The organism is Gilliamella sp. X-60, from assembly GCF_057063585.1.
This window is the reverse complement of record NZ_JBXSQJ010000015.1, coordinates 1-18385: the sequence shown is the minus strand read 5'-3', so window position 1 is coordinate 18385 and position 18385 is coordinate 1. Positions and strand designations below refer to the sequence as shown.

Genomic DNA, 18385 nt, shown 5'->3' with positions numbered 1-18385 from the left:
AATACATTATGAGTAAAGATAAAATCACCACCGCCAGCGTACTTGCTTTTGAACGTAGTTTTGATATTTCTGATGCGATTTTTGCACAGCAAGATAATACGGATTCCAATAAATTATCTCCTGTTACAGTCACTGAAAAATCAGTCCGAGGCACTATTTCAAATCGTCTTAAAAATGCAGTTGCGAACGATCCAACCAAATTAGATGCTGAAATACAAAAGCCAAATTTACAAACAGTTGATGTTGCTGCGTTAGATGCCGATAAAGATACTTTGGTTGTGACATGGAGCTGTAAAGTGTTGCCATTTTTAGGTAAACCTTCCGTGTGTAATGATATCGAATATCAAAAAGAACTAGAAAAAACAACGCAGGATTATATTCAAACGCAAGGAATGATAGCTCTAGCTAAGCGTTATGCCATTAATATCTTAAATGGCCGTTGGTTATGGCGTAATCGTATGACCGCGGAGCACATTAGCCTTTCAGTTACTCGAAAAAATGATAAAAAACCATTCATTGAAGTCAGTGATGTTAAACAATATCAGCTTAATGCATTTGATTATGATGATAAATCGGTAAATGATCTTGCTAAACTGATTGAAGCAGGATTATCCGGTAAAGAGTTTGTGATTTTTAACGTTGAAGCCAAACTGAAAATGGGCTTAGGTCAAGAAGTCTATCCGTCACAAGAATTAATCCTAGATACCGGCAAAACAAAAAGTAAAGTATTGTATGAGAAGAACAAACAAGCCGCCATGCATTCACAAAAAGTCAGTAATGCTATCCGAACCATCGATACTTGGTATGAAGATAATGCACAATTTCCAATAGCGATAGAACCGTATGGCTCGGTTACTTCAATGGGGCATGCTTTCCGCCAACCAAAACAAAAATTAGATTTTTATACCTTATTTGATAATTGGGTTTTAAAAGGTGAAAAACCATCGCTTGATCAGCAACATTATGTAATTGCGGTATTAATTCGTGGTGGTGTATTTGGTGCCAGCGGTAAGGAGTAAATAAGATGCACTCACATTATTTAGAGTTGCGAGCGATTTCGCAAATTGAGATAACCGAAGTGGATGTGATGAATCAAGTGATGCAATCACTACACCAAATTTTGGTCAATCACCAAGGAAATATCGCAATTAGCTTTCCTTGTTACCATGTGCACCGAACATTAGGCGGAGTGATACGCCTATTGGGCTCCGAGCAGGAACTGCAAAATCTTAAAGCAGATATACAGCAAAAATCATCAATTAGCGATTATGCTTTATTGATGCCTATCACTACAGTACCGACGACGATAAAAGGCTATTTACGTTTTAGCCGTGTTAACCCTAAAGGTCAGAGTGCATTAAGGCGTGCCGAAAAACGATTAACAGCACAAGGTAAATGGACGCCTGAAGTAAAAAATAAAATGATTGAAAAGTGGGGAAGCGTTCATTTGCAATATCCACACCTTCATTTGAATAGTAAAAGTACAGGGCAAAAATTTATTTTGTGGATAAAACAAGAAAAATGCCCAGAGCCAGTACAAGGCACATTTAATAGCTATGGACTAAGCCAAACCGCAACAGTCCCCGATTTTTAGATTTCTAACCCTTTTTTTGAGGGTGATTTTAATATATTGATTATTATTGATATTAAAATAGACTCAAAAAAAGGGTAAAAATTGGGTAAAGTGCAATATGCTCTTTTACAATAAGGAACTATTGAGATAAAATTCTACTTCAATGCCGTATAGGCAGTTTAAAAATTGTTCAGATTTAAATGGCATCATTGTTGTAATTTCAATAATCATTAAGTGCCACAATATAACCCTTTCAATGTGGTTTAACCGTATTATAAAAGTAAATAAATCGCTTAAACTTTTGTTTTCTTTTTTTGAATATTTGTTGATTATGCTAGATTTCAATTAAAGTGTGTATCGCTCTTTTCAGCTTTTCTAATCTTGAAACGGTATAGAATCCTGAATATCTTTTACAAAAATATAACCTAAAAAGTAAATAGTTCAACTTTAGCTAAACGTTTAATTCCATAACGGATGGCCTTATAATATTTGCACTGGTTAAGGGGGACGAGCAGCTTTAATCGGGCTTTCTTTAGCACGTTATAAAATGGTCGAACAACTGACCATACAACGTTTAGCTAAATCAGTGACGGTTAGTTTTGTTTATGATAGCAGCGCCATATCCCTTGTCTGTGATATGGCGTTAGTTTGCTTTTTTATGGATATTTATTATCGTAGTGTCTTAAATTACTGTAAATAACGGAAATAATTACTACGCATTATTAGCATAATAAGATCACTATTCAGCCCCAATTTGCGAAGTCATTTTTATCTCTCGATTATCGGCGATTTCTAAATTCGATAGCACCGCTAATTGAGGAAAGTTAGACCTTAAAAATTGCGATAACATCGGTCTTAATGCATGATTTACTAATAATACCGGTGGTGCGCCGATGGCATCTTGTTGATTAATAGCTTGTCTGATCTGTTCAATAATGTGTTCGGCAAGTCCCGGTTCAAAATTGCTGGTATTTTGCAGCGCTTGTAATAACAAACGTTCTAAATTGATATTTAATCCTATGACATTAATTGGATCAGAGCCTGGGAACCATTGTTGTGTAATAACTCTACCTAAAGCTATTCTTACCATACTAAGTAGCTGATAAGCATCATTTTGAGTTGGCGCATGTTCACAGATCGTTTCAATAATGGTTCGCATATCTCGAATTGACACTTTTTCGGCGATTAAATTTTGCAGTATTTTATGAAAGGTGGTTAATGTCACAACGCCTGGAATAAAGTCTTCTACTAATTTTGGAATATCCTGTTTTATTCTGTCGAGCAGTTCTTGGGTTTCTAAGCGTCCTAATAAGTCGCTTGCGAATTGTTGTAATAAATGGTTGAAGTGTGTTGCGATCATCGTACTGGTATCTACAACGGTATATCCTAATATTTGCGCATTTTCTTTATCGTTTTCATCTATCCATATGGCAGGTAGCCCAAAAGCCGGCTCGGTTGTTGCAATGCCCTCAATGGTTTCTGTCACATTACCGGGATTAATGGCTAACCATTTATTATTCACAATTTCGCCTTTGCCGATTTCGCCACCTTTGATAAATATTTTATATTGATAAGGCGCTAACGAGAGATTATCTCTTATATGCACCTGAGGAGGTAAAAATCCCAGTGTTTGCGCAAATTTTTTACGTAAGCTACGGATCCGCCCTAACAACTCACCGTTTTGAGTTTGATCGACCATTGGAATTAATCCATAACCCACTTCCATTGCTAATATATCTTCAATATTGACATCAGACCATGTCGCTTCAATATTGGCCGGTGTGGTTGCTTGCACATTAGCTTGTTTGGGCGTGGCTGCCTGTTCTGTTTTTTTCTGTTTAGTTAGCCACCAAGAGAGAATGGATAAAATGGCAGTAAAAAGTAAAAAAACTAAATTTGGCATGCCCGGAATTAGCCCAAGTAAACCAATTACGACAGCGGTTAAAATTAATACTTGCGGATTATTAAAAAGCTGAGTAATCATTTGATTACTAATATTATCTTGCGATGTCACTCGCGTAACGATAACTCCCGCAGCCGTTGAAATAATCAGTGACGGTATTTGCGCAACCAAGCCATCACCAATGGTCAGTAACACATAGGTTTTACTTGCATCAGATAGCGCCATATCATGTTGTACAACCCCAACGAGCAAGCCGCCAACAATGGTAATGGCCATGATTAATAATCCGGCAATTGCATCACCACGTACAAATTTACTAGCACCATCCATCGAACCATAAAAATCCGCTTCTTGAGAAACTTCGGCTCGGCGTGCTTTGGCTTCATCTTCACCAATTAAGCCGGCATTGAGGTCGGCGTCAATGGCCATTTGTTTTCCTGGCATGCCATCTAATGCAAAGCGAGCTCCCACTTCGGCTATTCTACCTGCCCCCTTAGTGATGACCATAAAGTTGATGATAACCAAAATGATAAATACGACGATACCAATAGCAAAATTACCGCCAACTAAAAAGTGTCCAAAAGCTTCAATTACCCGTCCAGCCGCAGCGCTGCCGGTGTGTCCTTTTAATAAAACGACTCGTGTAGAGGCAACGTTTAATGATAATCTTAATAAAGTTGCAAATAATAAAACGGTTGGAAATGCTGCAAAATCGAGCACTCGTTTAGTGAATAATGCCACTATCAGGATAATAATTGATAAAGCAATATTAAACGTAAAAAATAGATCCAAAATAAAGGCAGGGAGGGGTAATACCATCATTGAAAGAATCAGTAAGATGAGCATTGGGCCAGCTAAAATTTGATAATGACCATTTTTTAACGTATTAAGTGATAATAAAGTATGTAGTTTAGATTTAATCATAAAATGAGTAATTGCCTTTATTGATTTACAGATAATGACTCTGGAATGGGTAAATTATTAGGTACGGTTGGTTTATTGCCACCATATTTATGCCAATGTTTTAATTGATATACCCAAGCTAAAATTTGAGCAACTGCGGTATATAGCTCTGTTGGAATCGTTTCACCTATTTCACCATGACGATATAAAGCTCGAGCTAAAGGCGGTGCTTCTAATAGAGGTATATTATATTCACTGGCAATTTCTCTAATGCGTAGCGCAATGTTATCTGTTCCTTTTGCCAGTAATTTGGGGGCAATCATGGTTTTTTCATCATATTGTAAGGCAACGGCATAATGGGTTGGATTGGTTACAATGACATTTGCTTTTGGCACATCTTTCATCATTCGACGTCTGGCAATAGCTTGTTGCATTTGGCGAATACGTCCTTTAATTTGCGGGTTTCCCTCTTGCTCTTTAAACTCATCTTTAATTTCTTGTTTTGACATTTTCAGTTTTTTCAAATTGCTCCATATTTGATAAAAAATATCAAACCCCACCATGGGTATTAATGATATAACGCTTAGTATTGCGCAAAGGATCACTAACTGTATTGCTTTAGCTAATGCATTATTTAAATACATATGGGGTAACGCAAGCAGGTCATAAAAATGGTGCATTAAAAACCATGTTGATGCGATAGAAATTAAAATAACTTTAAGTATACTTTTTAGTAACTCAGAAAAAATTTTAGTACTAAATAATCTGCCAAAGCCCTCGATAGGATTTAATTTTTTAAAATTGGGTTTAATTGATTGCAGGCTAAATAGTAATCCTCCCACACAAAGTGGTGCGAATATGGCAACTATAACTAAACCGAAAAAAATTGGCACAATTGACCAAAAGCCATGGGTTAACAAATTAACTAAATTGAAAACGATCAACTTATCATTGCCTGTTTTATACGAAAACGTCATCGCTGTTTTTATGATTATGATTAATTGGTTAACTAAATGTGAACCCATTAATCCAAATAAAGAGATGCCTATTAATAAGATTATCAACGAAGTTAATTCGCGAGATCGAGGGATCTGCCCCTTTTCCCTAGCTTTTTTTATTTTGCTATCGGTGGGATGTTCGCTTTTATCTAGATCATTATCGTCAGCCATGATGGAACCAAATAAAACTTCATCGTTTAATTAGAGTTTACCTGCTAACAGTATGACCTAATTACTCACGAATTATTGGCTTAATAAGAGGGCATTTTTGGCGGTATTTATCGCCTTTACCATCAACAAATATTAATTCTCTGTTAAACTTTGGCTCGTTTTGATGAGATTACATCGGCTTGTTGGTAGCCATTATTGGTATAAACAACAGGACTGTTTATGCCTTTAAGATAGTTAATTGATTGCTGGGTAATATTCATGCGATTTTGGATGATTAATCCATTATCACGATTTATATTAGCTAATAATTTTGTTGTGTCTGTGATAGATAGCCAATGCGCTGCAATGGTTGGATTGTCGTTATAGGGGGGATGAATACCTAATTGTTTACTTAATGTTACGCGTTTTTCATCCAGTAACTTTAATTGAATCAATAACTGGCTTTTTTTATTAATAATTTCATTTAACTGATTTGTTGAACTATTATCAATTAATATTTGTTGTTCTGTTTGTAGAATTCCTGAGAGTGTTTGTAACATTTCGGTTATTTGGTTTAGGATGTCATCGAGCTCTAACATTTATATATCCCTGTAATTCTGACTTATTCTAAATATGTTGCAGTAATTGATTAATTAATTTGTCTGCAATTTTATGGGTATCAATAACTAATGTGCCGTTGGTAATGGCTTGTTTTATTTTTTCAATTTTTTCTATATCAATATCTTTATCGGTTGAATGCAACAGATTCATTGAGTTTTGAGTGATACTCACGGTAGTGCTTGCATTAGTACTATTTTGGGTTGGTACAGATGCTGTTTGATTTTTTTGTTGTTCATTCACTACATCACGGTTAAGTAGTCCTGATATGCTTGTCACGGATTTTGTTGCATCGATACTCATAAAATACCTTTAATCAAATTGACGATTTAAGTGATTTGTTTAGTTTTATTATCGGCAATAATAAAAAAATCATTAATATTATTTGTTGAAAATAATAACCCCTTGGTGAGTCAATGTTCCTTCAACAATATTGTTAGAATTTAGTTTAACTCTAATGTTATCATTTAATACACCATTGCTAAGAGTCTTGCCATTCGTTTCTATTTGATAACCTTCACCATTAATTATCACTTTGGTTATTTGTCCTGCTTTTATCAGCCAATTTTTTTGAAGCATTGTGGTTTTGATTGACTCATCAAGATTAATATTGCGTAAAGCTATATGATTAAGTACGTCAGCTTCATTTAAAATGACAGCGGAAGGTAGCTTATCTAACCAACCTGATTGTATACGTATGTGATCTTTGTTGATGATAGTACCAGCGCTTATTGCTTGCTTAGCTACAATATAGTTCCCCATCACAGCCACATTAATCTGGATAAATTTTTTCTGATTATCACATTGAGCACAAATGGTCATGTTGCCCCACTGTTTTTTTTTATTTAATAACGAAAGTATAGGCGTATCGCAACTTAATTGTGGTTTGGCGGTCAGGTAAGTAATCGAAATATCATCTACTTTATGGCTAAATTGCTGAGAGATTAAATTGTAAATCTGCTTATCAAAAGAACTTGCCACAACAGGATACCCGCTAAATAGTATAAAAATAGCGAGTATTAATTTTGCGATTTTAATCATGTTTATCTGTTTCAAATTATGCATAAACTGATTGTACTTTATGATTGCATAAAACAAATCTTGAAATAAGGGCAATTTTTATCGTTATTTGCTCAATGACTTTTTTTTTATTCGCTTAAAATCCTCACTATCAAAAAAAGTGAGATGATTTTATGTTTGATAAATTGGATACATGGGTTAATTTTCACCAGCAAGCATTAAATATACGAGAAATGCGACAAAATATATTAGCCGCAAATATTGCAAACAGCGATACGCCTAACTATCAGGCGCGAGATATTGATTTTAATGCTGAGTTAAGTAAGGCGCTTAATAAGCACAGTAACATTAATCACGTTGGACTTAATATTACCTCAGATCATCATATTCAGGTAAAAGCGCCTGTCACACTTAATCAAAATGTACTTTATCGTATTCCGTATCAGGCATCAGCTGATGGTAATACGGTAGAAATGGATCAAGAGCGTACAGCCTTTATTGACAATAGCATTCATTACCAAAGTAATTTAACGTTTTTAGGTGAGCAATTTAAAAATGTTATGTCGGTATTACAGCAAGGATAATAAAGATGAGTTTTTCAATTTTTGCAATTTCAGGGTCAGCATTAATGGCGCAAACCCAACGCATGAATGTCAGTGCCAGTAATTTAGCTAATGCAGATAGCGTAACAAGTACCTCTGGAGAAGCTTATCGAGCCAAGCAAGTTATTTTTCAAGTGGATGATAATGGTCAAACCAATTCAATTGCGGGCGTTAAAGTATCGCAAGTGATTGAAGATCCCACGCCAATGAATTTGGTTTATCAACCCCATCATCCGTTGGCTGATGCTAAAGGCTATATTCAAAAACCGAATGTTGATGTGGTTGCCGAAATGGTCAATACGATTTCAGCTTCACGTAGTTATCAGGCGAATGTCGAAGTGATTAATACGGCAAAAAGTTTAATGCTAAAAACACTGACATTAGGCCAGTAATAAGGAGAAGCTTATGGGAGTGAGTAATGTTGCTGTTTCAGCATCAGGGGTAAAAAATCCGCAAACGATTCAAAAAAATTCATCAGATGGTAATTCAAGTAGGGAGCTGCAAGATAATTTTTTAACACTACTTATTGCTCAGATGAAAAACCAAGATCCGACCAATCCAATGGATAATAGTCAGTTAACATCACAACTGGCACAAATTAATACCTTAGCTGGTATCGAAAGACTAAATACAACATTGGGAATGGTTTCAGGTCAGATTGATGACAGCTTATCAGTTAATGCGAGCAACATGATCGGCAAGGGTGTCATGGTGCCTGGCGATAAAATTTTAGTAGCTACCTCTGAACTAGAAAGCTCAGATGCAGGTAAAGAAACGGTTACTACTCCATTTGGCTTTGAGTTAGTGCGAGATGCCGATTCAGTGATTATCACCATTCAAGATGCAAATGGTAATGTGGTGCGAGAAGTTGATTTGGGCGCAATCCCTGCTGGCGTAAGTTCCTTTACTTGGGATGGTGTGCTAAATGATGGGACAATTGCGCCTGATGGCAGTTATACCTTTTCAGTCAATGCAAGTTCAGATGGGCAAAAAGTATCATCCACATCATTAGCTTATTCAGTGGTCTATGGTGTTATCAATAGTAAAGTTAATAATAAAGTATTACTCGATTTAGGAATACTTGGTTCAATTGGTATTGACGAAGTACGTCAAATTCTTTAAAGAGGATAAAATTCAGATGGGATTTTCTCAAGCAGTGAGTGGCATGAATGCTGCATCAAAGCAGTTAGATGTGATCGGTAATAATATTGCCAACTCAGCAACGGTGGGTTTTAAAAGCGCCAGCATTTCATTTGCCGATATCTATGCCGGTTCAAAAGTCGGTATGGGGGTAAAAGTAGCTGCGGTTATGCAAAATTTTAATGATGGAACCGCCACAACCACAAACAACAGTCTAGATGTGGCTATCTCAGGTAATGGTTTTTTTCGTTTAGTGGATAGTAATGGGCAAGCTTTCTATACTCGTAACGGGCAATTTCAATTAGATGCTGAGCGAAATATTATTTCTGCTGATGGTCTTTATCTGACTGGTTATCTTGCAACTGGAACGCCACCTCAAGTGCAGCAAGGTGCAGCACCGGGTCCATTAAAAATTTCGCAAGAAATGTTAAATGCATCAGCGACAACCAAGGCTTCTTTGCAAACAAACTTAAATGCCAATAGTAAAGTTCCTGCCAAACAACCAGTCAATGCCCTTGATGCAGATACATTTAATTATTCTACAACCATTACCACTTATGACTCGCTTGGTAATCAACGTAATATTCAGCTCTTTTATGTCAAAACGGGTGATAATCAATGGGATGTTCATTATCTTGATAGCAGTGACCCTAATGCAAGTTTACAAAAAGTGGGGCAAATGGAGTTTGATTCTTCCGGTAAATTAATTAGTGATCCTGAAATGACCATTAATATTAATGGCTTAAATGGATCTGCTGACAATACCTTTACTTTATCATTAGCCAATAGCTCTCAGCAAAATATGGGTAAAGAAGTAGGTAGTATTAAAACGCCAATTGTTAATGGTTATGCACCGGGTAATTTAGTGGGTTATAGCATTAATGATGATGGTTCTATTTATGGCGTTTATTCTAACCAACAAACGATGTTATTAGGTCAAATTGCCATGGCTGATTTTGCCAATGTTAACGGTCTAGAATCGGCAGGAAATAATAATTGGCGTTCGACAATTAAGTCTGGCACAGAAGTATTGGGTGTGGCAAATTCCGGTACATTTGGGGCGTTAGCCAGTGGTGCACTTGAATCTTCAAATGTTGATATGAGCCAAGAGTTAGTGAATATGATTGTTGCTCAGCGCAATTACCAATCTAATTCGCAAACCATTAAAACGCAGGACCAAATTCTAAATACTTTAGTTAATTTGCGCTAATTTAAAGGTTATTTATGGATCGTGTTATTTATACAGCGATGTCGGCAGCAAGTCAGACGTTAAACCGGCAGTCAGTGACGACTAATAACCTAGCTAATGTCTCCACCGCAGGGTTTCGTGCCCAGCTAACGGCAATGAAAGCGGTTCCTATTGTGGGAACCAAGAATATGCCGACACGGACTATGGTAACAGCAACAACGCCTACTTTTGACTCAACCATGGGTGCATTTAACTACACGGGTAGAAATTTGGATGTTGCTTTGGCAGAAGATCACTGGTTGGCGGTGCAATTAGCGGATGGTAGCGAAGCTTACACGCGTAATGGTGCTATCCAAATTGACGAAAATGGTACGCTTAACATACAAGGCTATCCATTAATTGGTGATAGTGGCGTTTTAACTGTGCCTCAACGATCAAAAATCAGTATTAGTAGCGATGGAACACTTTCTGCATTGGGTGCTGGCAATAAACCAACTACCATTGCCCAAGTGGGTAAAATAAAAAAAGTGCATCTTGAGCGTAACGAGATTGTCCGTGGTGATAGTGGTTTTTTTCAACTAACAGACCAAGCACGTAATGAACGCGGTGCTGTCATGCCAGATAACCCTAAAGCAAAACTAATGTCAGGTGTATTAGAAGGGAGTAATGTAAATCCTGTCACTGCTATGGTGGATTTAATTAGCCATGCTCGCCAGTTTGAAATGCAGATGAAAGAAATTATAACCGCAGATGAAAATGCACAAAAAGCGAACCAAATTTTGTCGCTGACTTAAATTTATCAATATATTAAGTAGGAAAGACTATGATTAAATCATTATGGATTGCCAAAACGGGCTTAACCGCACAACAAATGAATATGGATATCATTTCAAATAATTTAGCGAATGTGAGTACCAGTGGGTTTAAAAGACAAAGAGCGGTATTTGAAGATTTATTGTATCAAACGGTTCGTCAACCAGGCGCTCAGTCTTCCGAGCAAACTACATTGCCGTCAGGCTTACAAATTGGTACTGGTGTTCGTCCTGTTGCAACAGAGCGAATTCATAGCCAAGGCAATTTAGAGGCAACAGATAACAGCAGTGATATTGCCATTAACGGGCAAGGTTTTTTCCAAGTTTTATTGCCTGATGGTACACAAGCTTATACACGCAGTGGCGCTTTTCAAGTCAATCAAAATGGTCAATTAGTGACTGCGGCGGGATATGAAATTCAACCAGTCATTACTATTCCATCCAATGCAATCAAAATGACAGTCGCGCGTGATGGTGTAGTGAATGTGACATTAGCGAATCAATCAACACAAGTTCAAGTTGGTCAACTCACTTTACATACTTTTATTAACGATGCAGGTCTGGAAAGCATGGGCGAAAACCTTTATTTAGAAACCGAAAGTTCAGGCACACCGACCGAAAACACACCTGGATTAAATGGTGCAGGATTGCTATATCAAGGCTATACCGAAACGTCTAATGTCAATGTTGCTGAAGAACTGGTGAATATGATTCAAGTACAACGTGCTTACGAAATTAATAGCAAGGCGATTTCAACATCTGATCAAATGCTACAACGGTTAAATCAACTTTAAAATTGACAATATGATAAGTGTATTGAGATATTTTTATATTCCAATTGCCTTCTTTTTGTTTAGTTGTGCGCAATTACCCAAACAAGCTTTAGTTGAAGGTGAAACGAGCATTGTTCCGCAAATGCCAACAATTGTAAATACCAGCGGTTCTATTTATCAAGCCGCTCAGCCAAGCAGTTTTGGGTATCAACCCATGTTTGAAGATCGCCGTCCGCGTAATATTGGTGATGTATTAACCATTGTTTTACAAGAAAACGTTAGTGCCAGCAAAAGCTCATCTGTGAATGCAGGGCGCAATGGGTCGGTGAATTTAGGTATAAAAAAGTTGCCTACGTTTCTTGATGGGTTAGTTGGCAGGGGCAAAGCTGAAACAGATATTGCGGGTGGCAATGATTTTAAAGGTACGGGTGGTGCTAATGCTAAAAACACGTTTAGTGGTACTATCACAGTTACCGTTCAAGATGTCATGATTAATGGTAATTTAAAAGTGATTGGAGAAAAACAGATTGCGATTAATCAAGGCACCGAATTTATCCGCTTTTCAGGTGTGGTAAACCCAAGAACAATAAGCGGTAATAATACCGTTATTTCAACACAAGTTGCTGACGCTCGCATTGAATATGTCGGTAATGGGTATATTGACGAAGCACAAACAATGGGCTGGTTACAACGCCTATTTTTAAATCTTTCACCATTTTAACGAGTCTGATTATGATAAGAAAATTGCGCCGATTTTTTGGCTTTATCTTTATGATGATATTGGTTATACCTAATGGACATGCTGAACGTATCCGCGATTTAGTGACCATTCAAGGTGTAAGAGACAATGCTTTAGTTGGTTATGGTATTGTTGTTGGGCTGGATGGCACCGGCGATCAAACCTCACAAACACCGTTTACTATTCAAAGTATTACCAATATGTTATCGCAATTAGGTATCACTGTACCATCAGGCAGTAATATGCAATTAAAAAATGTTGCAGCAGTAATGGTAACCGCTAAATTACCCTCTTATTCGCGTGTAGGGCAACAACTTGATGTCGTTGTGTCTTCGCTAGGTAATGCAAAAAGTTTGCGTGGTGGCACATTAATCATGACACCACTAAAAGGTGTCGATAATCAAGTTTACGCTGTTGCTCAAGGTAACCTTTTTGTAGGAGGAGCGGGCGCAAGTAGTAAAGGAAGTAGCGTCAGTGTTAATCAAACAGCGGGTGCAACCATTCCGAATGGCGCAACGATTGAACGTGAGTTAGCTACTCGTTTAGATGAACAAGATATTATCCATTTGCATCTTAACCAATTTGACTTTACTCGTGCTTTAAAAATCTCGGATGCGATTAATAAATTAGAAAAAAATAGTGCAGTAGCCTTGGATGGCACAACGGTTTCTTTAAAAATGCCAAAAGAAAGCCACGCACGTGTACAATTTTTATCTAAAATACAAAATTTAGAAATAGGTCGCACGCCAATTTCTGCCAAAGTTGTTATCAATACGCGAACAGGCGTTGTTGTGATGAATCAAAAAGTGCAGCTAGATAATTGTGCTGTAGCGCATGGTAATTTATCTGTAGTGGTGAATAATAAATTAAAAGTCAGTCAACCCAATACACCATTAGCCGGTGGCACAACAGTGGTAACACCTGATACACAAGTAAGTATTGAGCAAGAAGGTGGGGCATTACATAATTTAGCCGCAGGCGCTGACTTAAAACGTGTTATTAAATCACTGAACTTATTAGGTGCAAACCCGACCGAATTAATGTCGATTCTTGAGGCACTAAAATCAGCGGGTTGTTTACATGCTACGCTTGAAACTATTTAAAGAATATTGCTTATGAATACTAAAATTGGTCAATCATTCAACCGTTTTGCCTATGATTTATCGGGTCTTAACCAACTAAAGCGTAGTGCAATAAATGGTTCATCTGAAGGTGTTAAACAAGTTGCTAAGCAATTTGAATCATTATTTATTAATATGATGATGCAATCAATGCGTAAGGCTGTACCTGAAAGTGGTTTATTTGGTCAGTCTGCTTCACAGCTATTTACTTCAATGTTTGATCAACAAATTGCACAGCAGGCAGCGGGTAAAGGGTTTGGATTAGCCCAGATGCTCACCAAACAGTTAACTAACAAGGTTTCATCATCAATTAATATTAACTCACAAGCTAATTCATCACAGGCTAATTCAAATAAAACTGAGCAAAATCTTCATTTAGCTCAGTCTTTATTTAGTAATGCACCCTCTAATTTATCGCCTCAAGCATGGGGGCAAATGCTTTACCAAAGTCATAAAGCAAATCAAACCAATCCAACTAATCAATTATCTTTAAATGCACCAATAAAAGAGGGTAAAGATGATCATATCGTTAAATTTGTAAAAGATTGGTTAGAGCCAGCTAAGCAGGCAGCTAAACATTCAGGTATTGCTTATGAAGTGATTATTGCACAAGCTGCATTAGAAACAGGCTGGGGACAAAAACAGATCAAAACCACTAATAATCAAGTAAGCCACAATTATTTTGGTATCAAAGCCAACGCGTCATGGCAAGGGGATTCTACTCGCTTAATCACACAAGAATGGGTTAATAATAAAATGACTAAAATTGAGGATAATTTTAGAGTCTATAATAGTAAACAACAAGCGTTAACCGACTATCTTAATTTATTAACCAAAAATCCACGTTATCGTGCTGTTGTTAACGCACCAGATGCCAGAACAGCTGCCAAAGAATTACAAGCAGCACATTATGCAACTGATCCAAATTATAGTGATAAACTTATACAGATCATCAATCGTATCGAACAAATTACCCAAAATAATCAACCAACAATGGTATCAGGGTTTAGGAAAATTGCGTTTAATTGATGCCTAGGATGACTAGGCATTAAATACTGTAACTCCCCCTTAAAATAGTACAGCAAAAGAGTATAAAATTTTCTTGATTAACCCACAGAGGATTTACCATGAAAAAAATGACTGGACATCAAATTGTATCTATTTTGTAAATATCCCAAACTTAGTACACACTCACGTAGAAAATCATGCTGCTTGTTTTAGTGTTTTATACTCAATCGGTGTCATGTTATTTAGTGCTTCATGCGGTCTTTCGGTGTTATAACTGGTTAGCCATTCTTCGGTTATTCTCCTTGCTTGCGCTAAGTTGTTAAAAAGATATAAATCGAGTACTTCAGTACGATAGGTACGATTAAATCGTTCAATATAACCATTTTGATATGGGCTACTGGGCTGGATATAATCAATGTTTATACCATGTAACTTTGCCCAGTTTATAAAGGTTTTTCCTGTAAATTCTGGCCCATTATCGACTCGTATTTTTAATGGATACCCATGATATTCGGCCAGTTTATCTAAGTAACGGGTAACTCTCCCTGCCGGTAAGCTTACCGCAATATCAATGCCTAGCGCCTCACGATTAAAGTCATCGATGACATTGAATGTCCTAAAGCGACGCTGATTACGACTACTGTCACTCATAAAATCCATTGACCAACATTCACCTTGTTTATTGGGTACTAATAACCTTTCCGGGCATCGTGGAGGAATGCGTTTTTTACGCTTTACCCTGAGATTAAGCTTTAATTCACAATACACCCGATACACCCGTTTATGATTCCATTTATAGCCGAGCTTTCTGATACGTTTAAAACATTTGGGAAAGCCCCAGCGTAAATGCTTGTCAGTGATAGTACTTAATACTGATATAATCACCGAATCATCCGGTAATTTAGGTTGATAATAGTAAGCACAGCGACTTAAGCCAACAATGGCACAACTCATAGCAATAGTAACTGAATAATTTTGTTGTAGTTGCTGTGCCCACGTTTTACGTGCCTTTGTGGGCACTAAAGCTTTTTTATAATTTCTTCCTGAAGCTGGGATTTTAAGCTCAGTTCGGCAAACATCTGCTTAAGCTTGCGGTTTTCGGCCTCCAGCTCCTTTAAGCGTTTGATATCCGAAGTTTCCATTCCGCCGTATTTTTCCCGCCATTTATAGTAAGTTGAATTACCCATGCCATATTTACGGCATAGTTCTTTAACGGGAATACCCGCTTCAGCTTCTTTTAAAATAGCGACGATTTGATGTTCAGTCATTTTTTTCATAATTAAATCCCCTTTACTTTTATCATAGAGAATTTTCTACTTTTTTGCTGTACTATTTTAGGGGATAGTTACATTACGTTTCTTTTCCTGTGGAGAAAGGGTGTCATCTAATGATAATGGAAAAGCATGCCAATAACTTGCGCTTGAAGTAAGTTGCCCCTCTTCGCCATTAAGGTGTAAGACGTTACTGGCGGCTATCCAGTACGGCTTGTTTTCAATCATAAAGCGAATAGTGAAAAAACCGTCATCATTCGCAGGCTCAGAATAAACACTCGGTAACGTCGTATCTTGTCCCTTTCCGCCAAGAATGAGTTCAGCTACATAATTAGCTCCGTGCCATTAATAATCATCATAATCATTAGTATCAATATAATTTCGACAATCTTTTATTTCTTTGGGTTTGCACGCCCTTTGTTTTTTATATTCAAATTGGTTACTTTCTTTGTTTAGATGGTGTCCCGATTTATACAGGCATTCGGTTTTGACCCGTTTATAGCGATTATTGCCTATGTATTTAAAATCATCGATTAGCGATATTTCGTCATTGTCTTTTTTACCTGGGCAGGTTTTGTAGCTAGTGGCGGCTTTTTCTTCATCATCAAAGCGAAAACCATTACCATCGAGATTTAATTTAACAAATTGTTGTTGGGTTTTGTCATAAGCGTAGTAATCTGCTATTTGATTAGGACCATAATTTCTATTTTTACTCAGATGAAAATCATTATTATCACCATCAAAATTAAAATCAGTTCCAGTAGCCATAATACTAACATAAGAATTAAACTTACATCCTTGTATACCGGTAATAGTTTGAATAAGGCGACCATCATGTTTACTATAGATATTAATCCCCACAATCTCTACTTCTTCCTTTTTTTTCTTAGATATTATCACCTTAAAATAAAAGTCTTCAGAACTTTCTTGTTGTAAAAATTCAATATTATTAAACTCTGCTTCACTCAATGGATGTTGCTCATTATATTTTTTATATTCAAATGTTTTTTGTAAATTTACCTTATCACCATTAAGGGTATAGCCTGTTAATTGTTGATAAGTTTCTGGTCCATAATTAAAAGTATGACTGTCAACATTTTCAATCACTATGTTATCTGGTGAATTTACATTATTAGATTTAAGTGTAGGCGGATAACTACTCTCTCTTATATAATCAAAATTCTTAACCTGATAATCTTTATTATCAATATAAACAGCAAAATCATCGCCAAAATAAAATTCAGCTTTATTTTGACCAATGGTGCCTGTGTAAATACGATATAATTCTGCTTGGCTAATTGTCGGTATTGATAATATTATAAGTAAAATAAGCTTGATATAATTCATTTCATTATTCCTTAATTTATTTCTATTTTGTGCTTTGCTATTTTGCTTTCGGTTTTTCTCTCTTCTCTTTTACTTTTGTCTGTTCATCTTCAACTATTGTTTGTAAATTAACGAAGAAGGCTGGATTAATTTTGTAGGCTAATCTATCCTTTTGTAGATTGCCTGTATGAGTTCGATTGCCATTTTTCTTCATAGCGATTTCAAAATGTAAATGAGGGTTACAAAGTCCTTTAGCATTACCGGTATCACCTGTATAGCCTATCAAATCGCCCGATTTAACCTTATCCCCGACTTTTAAGTCAGCATGTTTATCACTTAAATGACAATAACGTAAGAAAAAATGGTCAGCATTAATATTAAAATTATCGGCTTGGACTATCTCTTTTTTGTCTTTGTCAGTAAATTCAAGCGTATAGTCATTTCTTGATGCGCGTAAATCATCACCTTTAACTTTAATGACCAGCACATTGCCATATCCACCTTCTTCTTTATATTGGACTATTTCACCATCTAAACAGGCATAACAAGGGGTATTTATATCCGCAAATAAATCTAATCCAGTATGAGCTTTAGCTCCCTGATTTCTTACATAACCAAAAGCACCATTCCACTTATTAGGATTATGGTTTGAACTATAACACGTTCGTTGTGGGTATTCTAAAGGCTCATGCCAAAGTTTTGTCGGTTCAATATTAAAATAATCCATCATCGCTACCGGATGAATAAACCATGCCTTGCCATCTGCCGATAGATTGGTCAGTTTAGGGGTATTTGCTTCTGTGTTTGCTGTCGGGGTTTGGGCTTGTGCCTGTGCCACTTGTTTCCACCACAGTGATGGTTTAATGCGCTGCGCTTTTTCTAGTTGCCAGTTTGATTTGACATGTTTATGCGCCTCGTCCACCACGTCTAAGGCAAAATCACGTAGGTAAGGTTCGGTGATGCCAAGCTCATCTAATCCCGCTTCGATAAGCGCTTTTTGTTGTTGTTTTTCTTCTTCAAATAGCTCATCAACTTCGTTCCATTTGCTTAATGCTTCATCGGCATACCATTCGCTTTCATATTTCACCAGTAAATGCCCTATCAACTCCGCTGTCCAGCTTCGGCGTAATCCTTCCTTTAAATCCTTATCCGTAAAAGTCGGCGGCGGTAGGTCTTTTTTCCGTTGGATTGAATAAATCAGTGTGCCCGTTAAGATTTGGTGTAATGCCCGCATCGCTG

20 protein-coding genes are annotated in these 18385 nt (G+C 36.8%); 11 read left to right on the top strand and 9 right to left on the bottom strand.

Annotated features, from left to right (window positions below; all coding sequences use genetic code 11):
* Nucleotides 1-8 precede the first annotated feature (8 nt).
* Nucleotides 9-1019, top strand: a complete 1011-nt coding sequence (gene csy3, locus ACYIAM_RS08700) for a type I-F CRISPR-associated protein Csy3 (RefSeq protein ID WP_483747981.1) — start codon at nucleotides 9-11, stop codon at nucleotides 1017-1019.
* A 5-nt stretch (nucleotides 1020-1024) separates the two neighbouring features.
* Nucleotides 1025-1594, top strand: coding sequence for a type I-F CRISPR-associated endoribonuclease Cas6/Csy4 (gene cas6f, locus ACYIAM_RS08695; RefSeq protein ID WP_174796500.1), 570 nt, complete (start codon nucleotides 1025-1027; stop codon nucleotides 1592-1594).
* 718 nt (nucleotides 1595-2312) lie between these two features.
* Here the strand turns inward: cas6f and flhA are convergent.
* The 5 genes from flhA to flgA form a co-directional block, all read right to left on the bottom strand.
* A complete protein-coding gene (gene flhA / locus ACYIAM_RS08690; RefSeq protein ID WP_483747980.1) occupies nucleotides 2313-4400 on the bottom strand; it encodes a flagellar biosynthesis protein FlhA in 2088 nt (695 codons plus the stop codon).
* 17 nt (nucleotides 4401-4417) lie between these two features.
* Nucleotides 4418-5548, bottom strand: coding sequence for a flagellar biosynthesis protein FlhB (flhB, locus tag ACYIAM_RS08685; RefSeq protein WP_174796502.1), 1131 nt, complete (start codon nucleotides 5546-5548; stop codon nucleotides 4418-4420).
* Nucleotides 5549-5691: 143 nt separating this feature from the next.
* A complete protein-coding gene (locus tag ACYIAM_RS08680) occupies nucleotides 5692-6126 on the bottom strand; it encodes a flagella synthesis protein FlgN (protein ID WP_160431467.1) in 435 nt (144 codons plus the stop codon).
* A 28-nt stretch (nucleotides 6127-6154) separates the two neighbouring features.
* Nucleotides 6155-6448 carry a flagellar biosynthesis anti-sigma factor FlgM gene (flgM, locus tag ACYIAM_RS08675; protein ID WP_483747979.1) on the bottom strand — a complete coding sequence of 98 codons (294 nt, stop codon included), beginning with the start codon at nucleotides 6446-6448 and terminating at the stop codon, nucleotides 6155-6157.
* Nucleotides 6449-6526: 78 nt separating this feature from the next.
* Entirely contained in the window at nucleotides 6527-7186 is a 660-nt protein-coding gene (gene flgA, locus ACYIAM_RS08670) for a flagellar basal body P-ring formation chaperone FlgA (protein ID WP_483747978.1), read from the bottom strand.
* Nucleotides 7187-7338: 152 nt separating this feature from the next.
* Here flgA and flgB point away from each other — a divergent pair, with 152 nt between their 5' ends.
* Genes flgB through flgJ form a run of 9 tightly spaced genes read left to right on the top strand, consistent with a single transcriptional unit; the run spans nucleotide 7339 to nucleotide 14570 of the window.
* Complete coding sequence (flgB, locus tag ACYIAM_RS08665; RefSeq protein ID WP_160431465.1) at nucleotides 7339-7749, top strand: flagellar basal body rod protein FlgB; 411 nt, start codon at nucleotides 7339-7341, stop codon at nucleotides 7747-7749.
* 5 nt (nucleotides 7750-7754) lie between these two features.
* The gene (gene flgC / locus ACYIAM_RS08660; protein WP_085247568.1) at nucleotides 7755-8159 is read left to right on the top strand and encodes a flagellar basal body rod protein FlgC; all 405 of its coding nucleotides are present in this window, start codon (nucleotides 7755-7757) and stop codon (nucleotides 8157-8159) included.
* 13 nt (nucleotides 8160-8172) lie between these two features.
* Entirely contained in the window at nucleotides 8173-8889 is a 717-nt protein-coding gene (locus ACYIAM_RS08655; RefSeq protein WP_085247567.1) for a flagellar hook assembly protein FlgD, read from the top strand.
* Nucleotides 8890-8905: 16 nt separating this feature from the next.
* Nucleotides 8906-10117, top strand: a complete 1212-nt coding sequence (gene flgE, locus ACYIAM_RS08650; RefSeq protein WP_174796509.1) for a flagellar hook protein FlgE — start codon at nucleotides 8906-8908, stop codon at nucleotides 10115-10117.
* A gap of 14 nt (nucleotides 10118-10131) precedes the next feature.
* Nucleotides 10132-10890, top strand: coding sequence for a flagellar basal body rod protein FlgF (locus ACYIAM_RS08645; protein ID WP_483747977.1), 759 nt, complete (start codon nucleotides 10132-10134; stop codon nucleotides 10888-10890).
* A 29-nt stretch (nucleotides 10891-10919) separates the two neighbouring features.
* Nucleotides 10920-11702 (top strand): flagellar basal-body rod protein FlgG, encoded by a 783-nt coding sequence (flgG, locus tag ACYIAM_RS08640; protein WP_174796511.1) that lies wholly within the window; start codon nucleotides 10920-10922, stop codon nucleotides 11700-11702.
* A gap of 10 nt (nucleotides 11703-11712) precedes the next feature.
* Complete coding sequence (locus tag ACYIAM_RS08635) at nucleotides 11713-12402, top strand: flagellar basal body L-ring protein FlgH (RefSeq protein WP_174796512.1); 690 nt, start codon at nucleotides 11713-11715, stop codon at nucleotides 12400-12402.
* Between the two features lie 14 nt (nucleotides 12403-12416).
* A complete protein-coding gene (locus tag ACYIAM_RS08630; RefSeq protein WP_483748006.1) occupies nucleotides 12417-13523 on the top strand; it encodes a flagellar basal body P-ring protein FlgI in 1107 nt (368 codons plus the stop codon).
* 12 nt (nucleotides 13524-13535) lie between these two features.
* On the top strand, nucleotides 13536-14570 hold the full coding sequence (gene flgJ / locus ACYIAM_RS08625; protein WP_483747976.1) for a flagellar assembly peptidoglycan hydrolase FlgJ: 1035 nt from the start codon (nucleotides 13536-13538) through the stop codon (nucleotides 14568-14570).
* Nucleotides 14571-14744: 174 nt separating this feature from the next.
* On the opposite strand, the gene ACYIAM_RS08620 is transcribed toward flgJ, so the two are convergent.
* From ACYIAM_RS08620 to ACYIAM_RS08605, 4 genes are all read right to left on the bottom strand, one after another.
* Nucleotides 14745-15826 (bottom strand): IS3 family transposase gene (locus ACYIAM_RS08620; RefSeq protein WP_483747975.1). Its coding sequence is split into 2 segments (ribosomal slippage): nucleotides 14745-15586 and nucleotides 15586-15826, totalling 1083 coding nucleotides; the frame shifts between segments, so codons are not numbered across the junction.
* A 57-nt stretch (nucleotides 15827-15883) separates the two neighbouring features.
* Nucleotides 15884-16048, bottom strand: coding sequence for a hypothetical protein (locus ACYIAM_RS08615; RefSeq protein WP_483747974.1), 165 nt, complete (start codon nucleotides 16046-16048; stop codon nucleotides 15884-15886).
* 117 nt (nucleotides 16049-16165) lie between these two features.
* Nucleotides 16166-17167, bottom strand: coding sequence for a hypothetical protein (locus ACYIAM_RS08610; protein WP_483747973.1), 1002 nt, complete (start codon nucleotides 17165-17167; stop codon nucleotides 16166-16168).
* A 37-nt stretch (nucleotides 17168-17204) separates the two neighbouring features.
* The coding region (locus tag ACYIAM_RS08605; protein ID WP_483747972.1) for a M23 family metallopeptidase at nucleotides 17205-18385 on the bottom strand (1181 nt) is incomplete at its 5' end.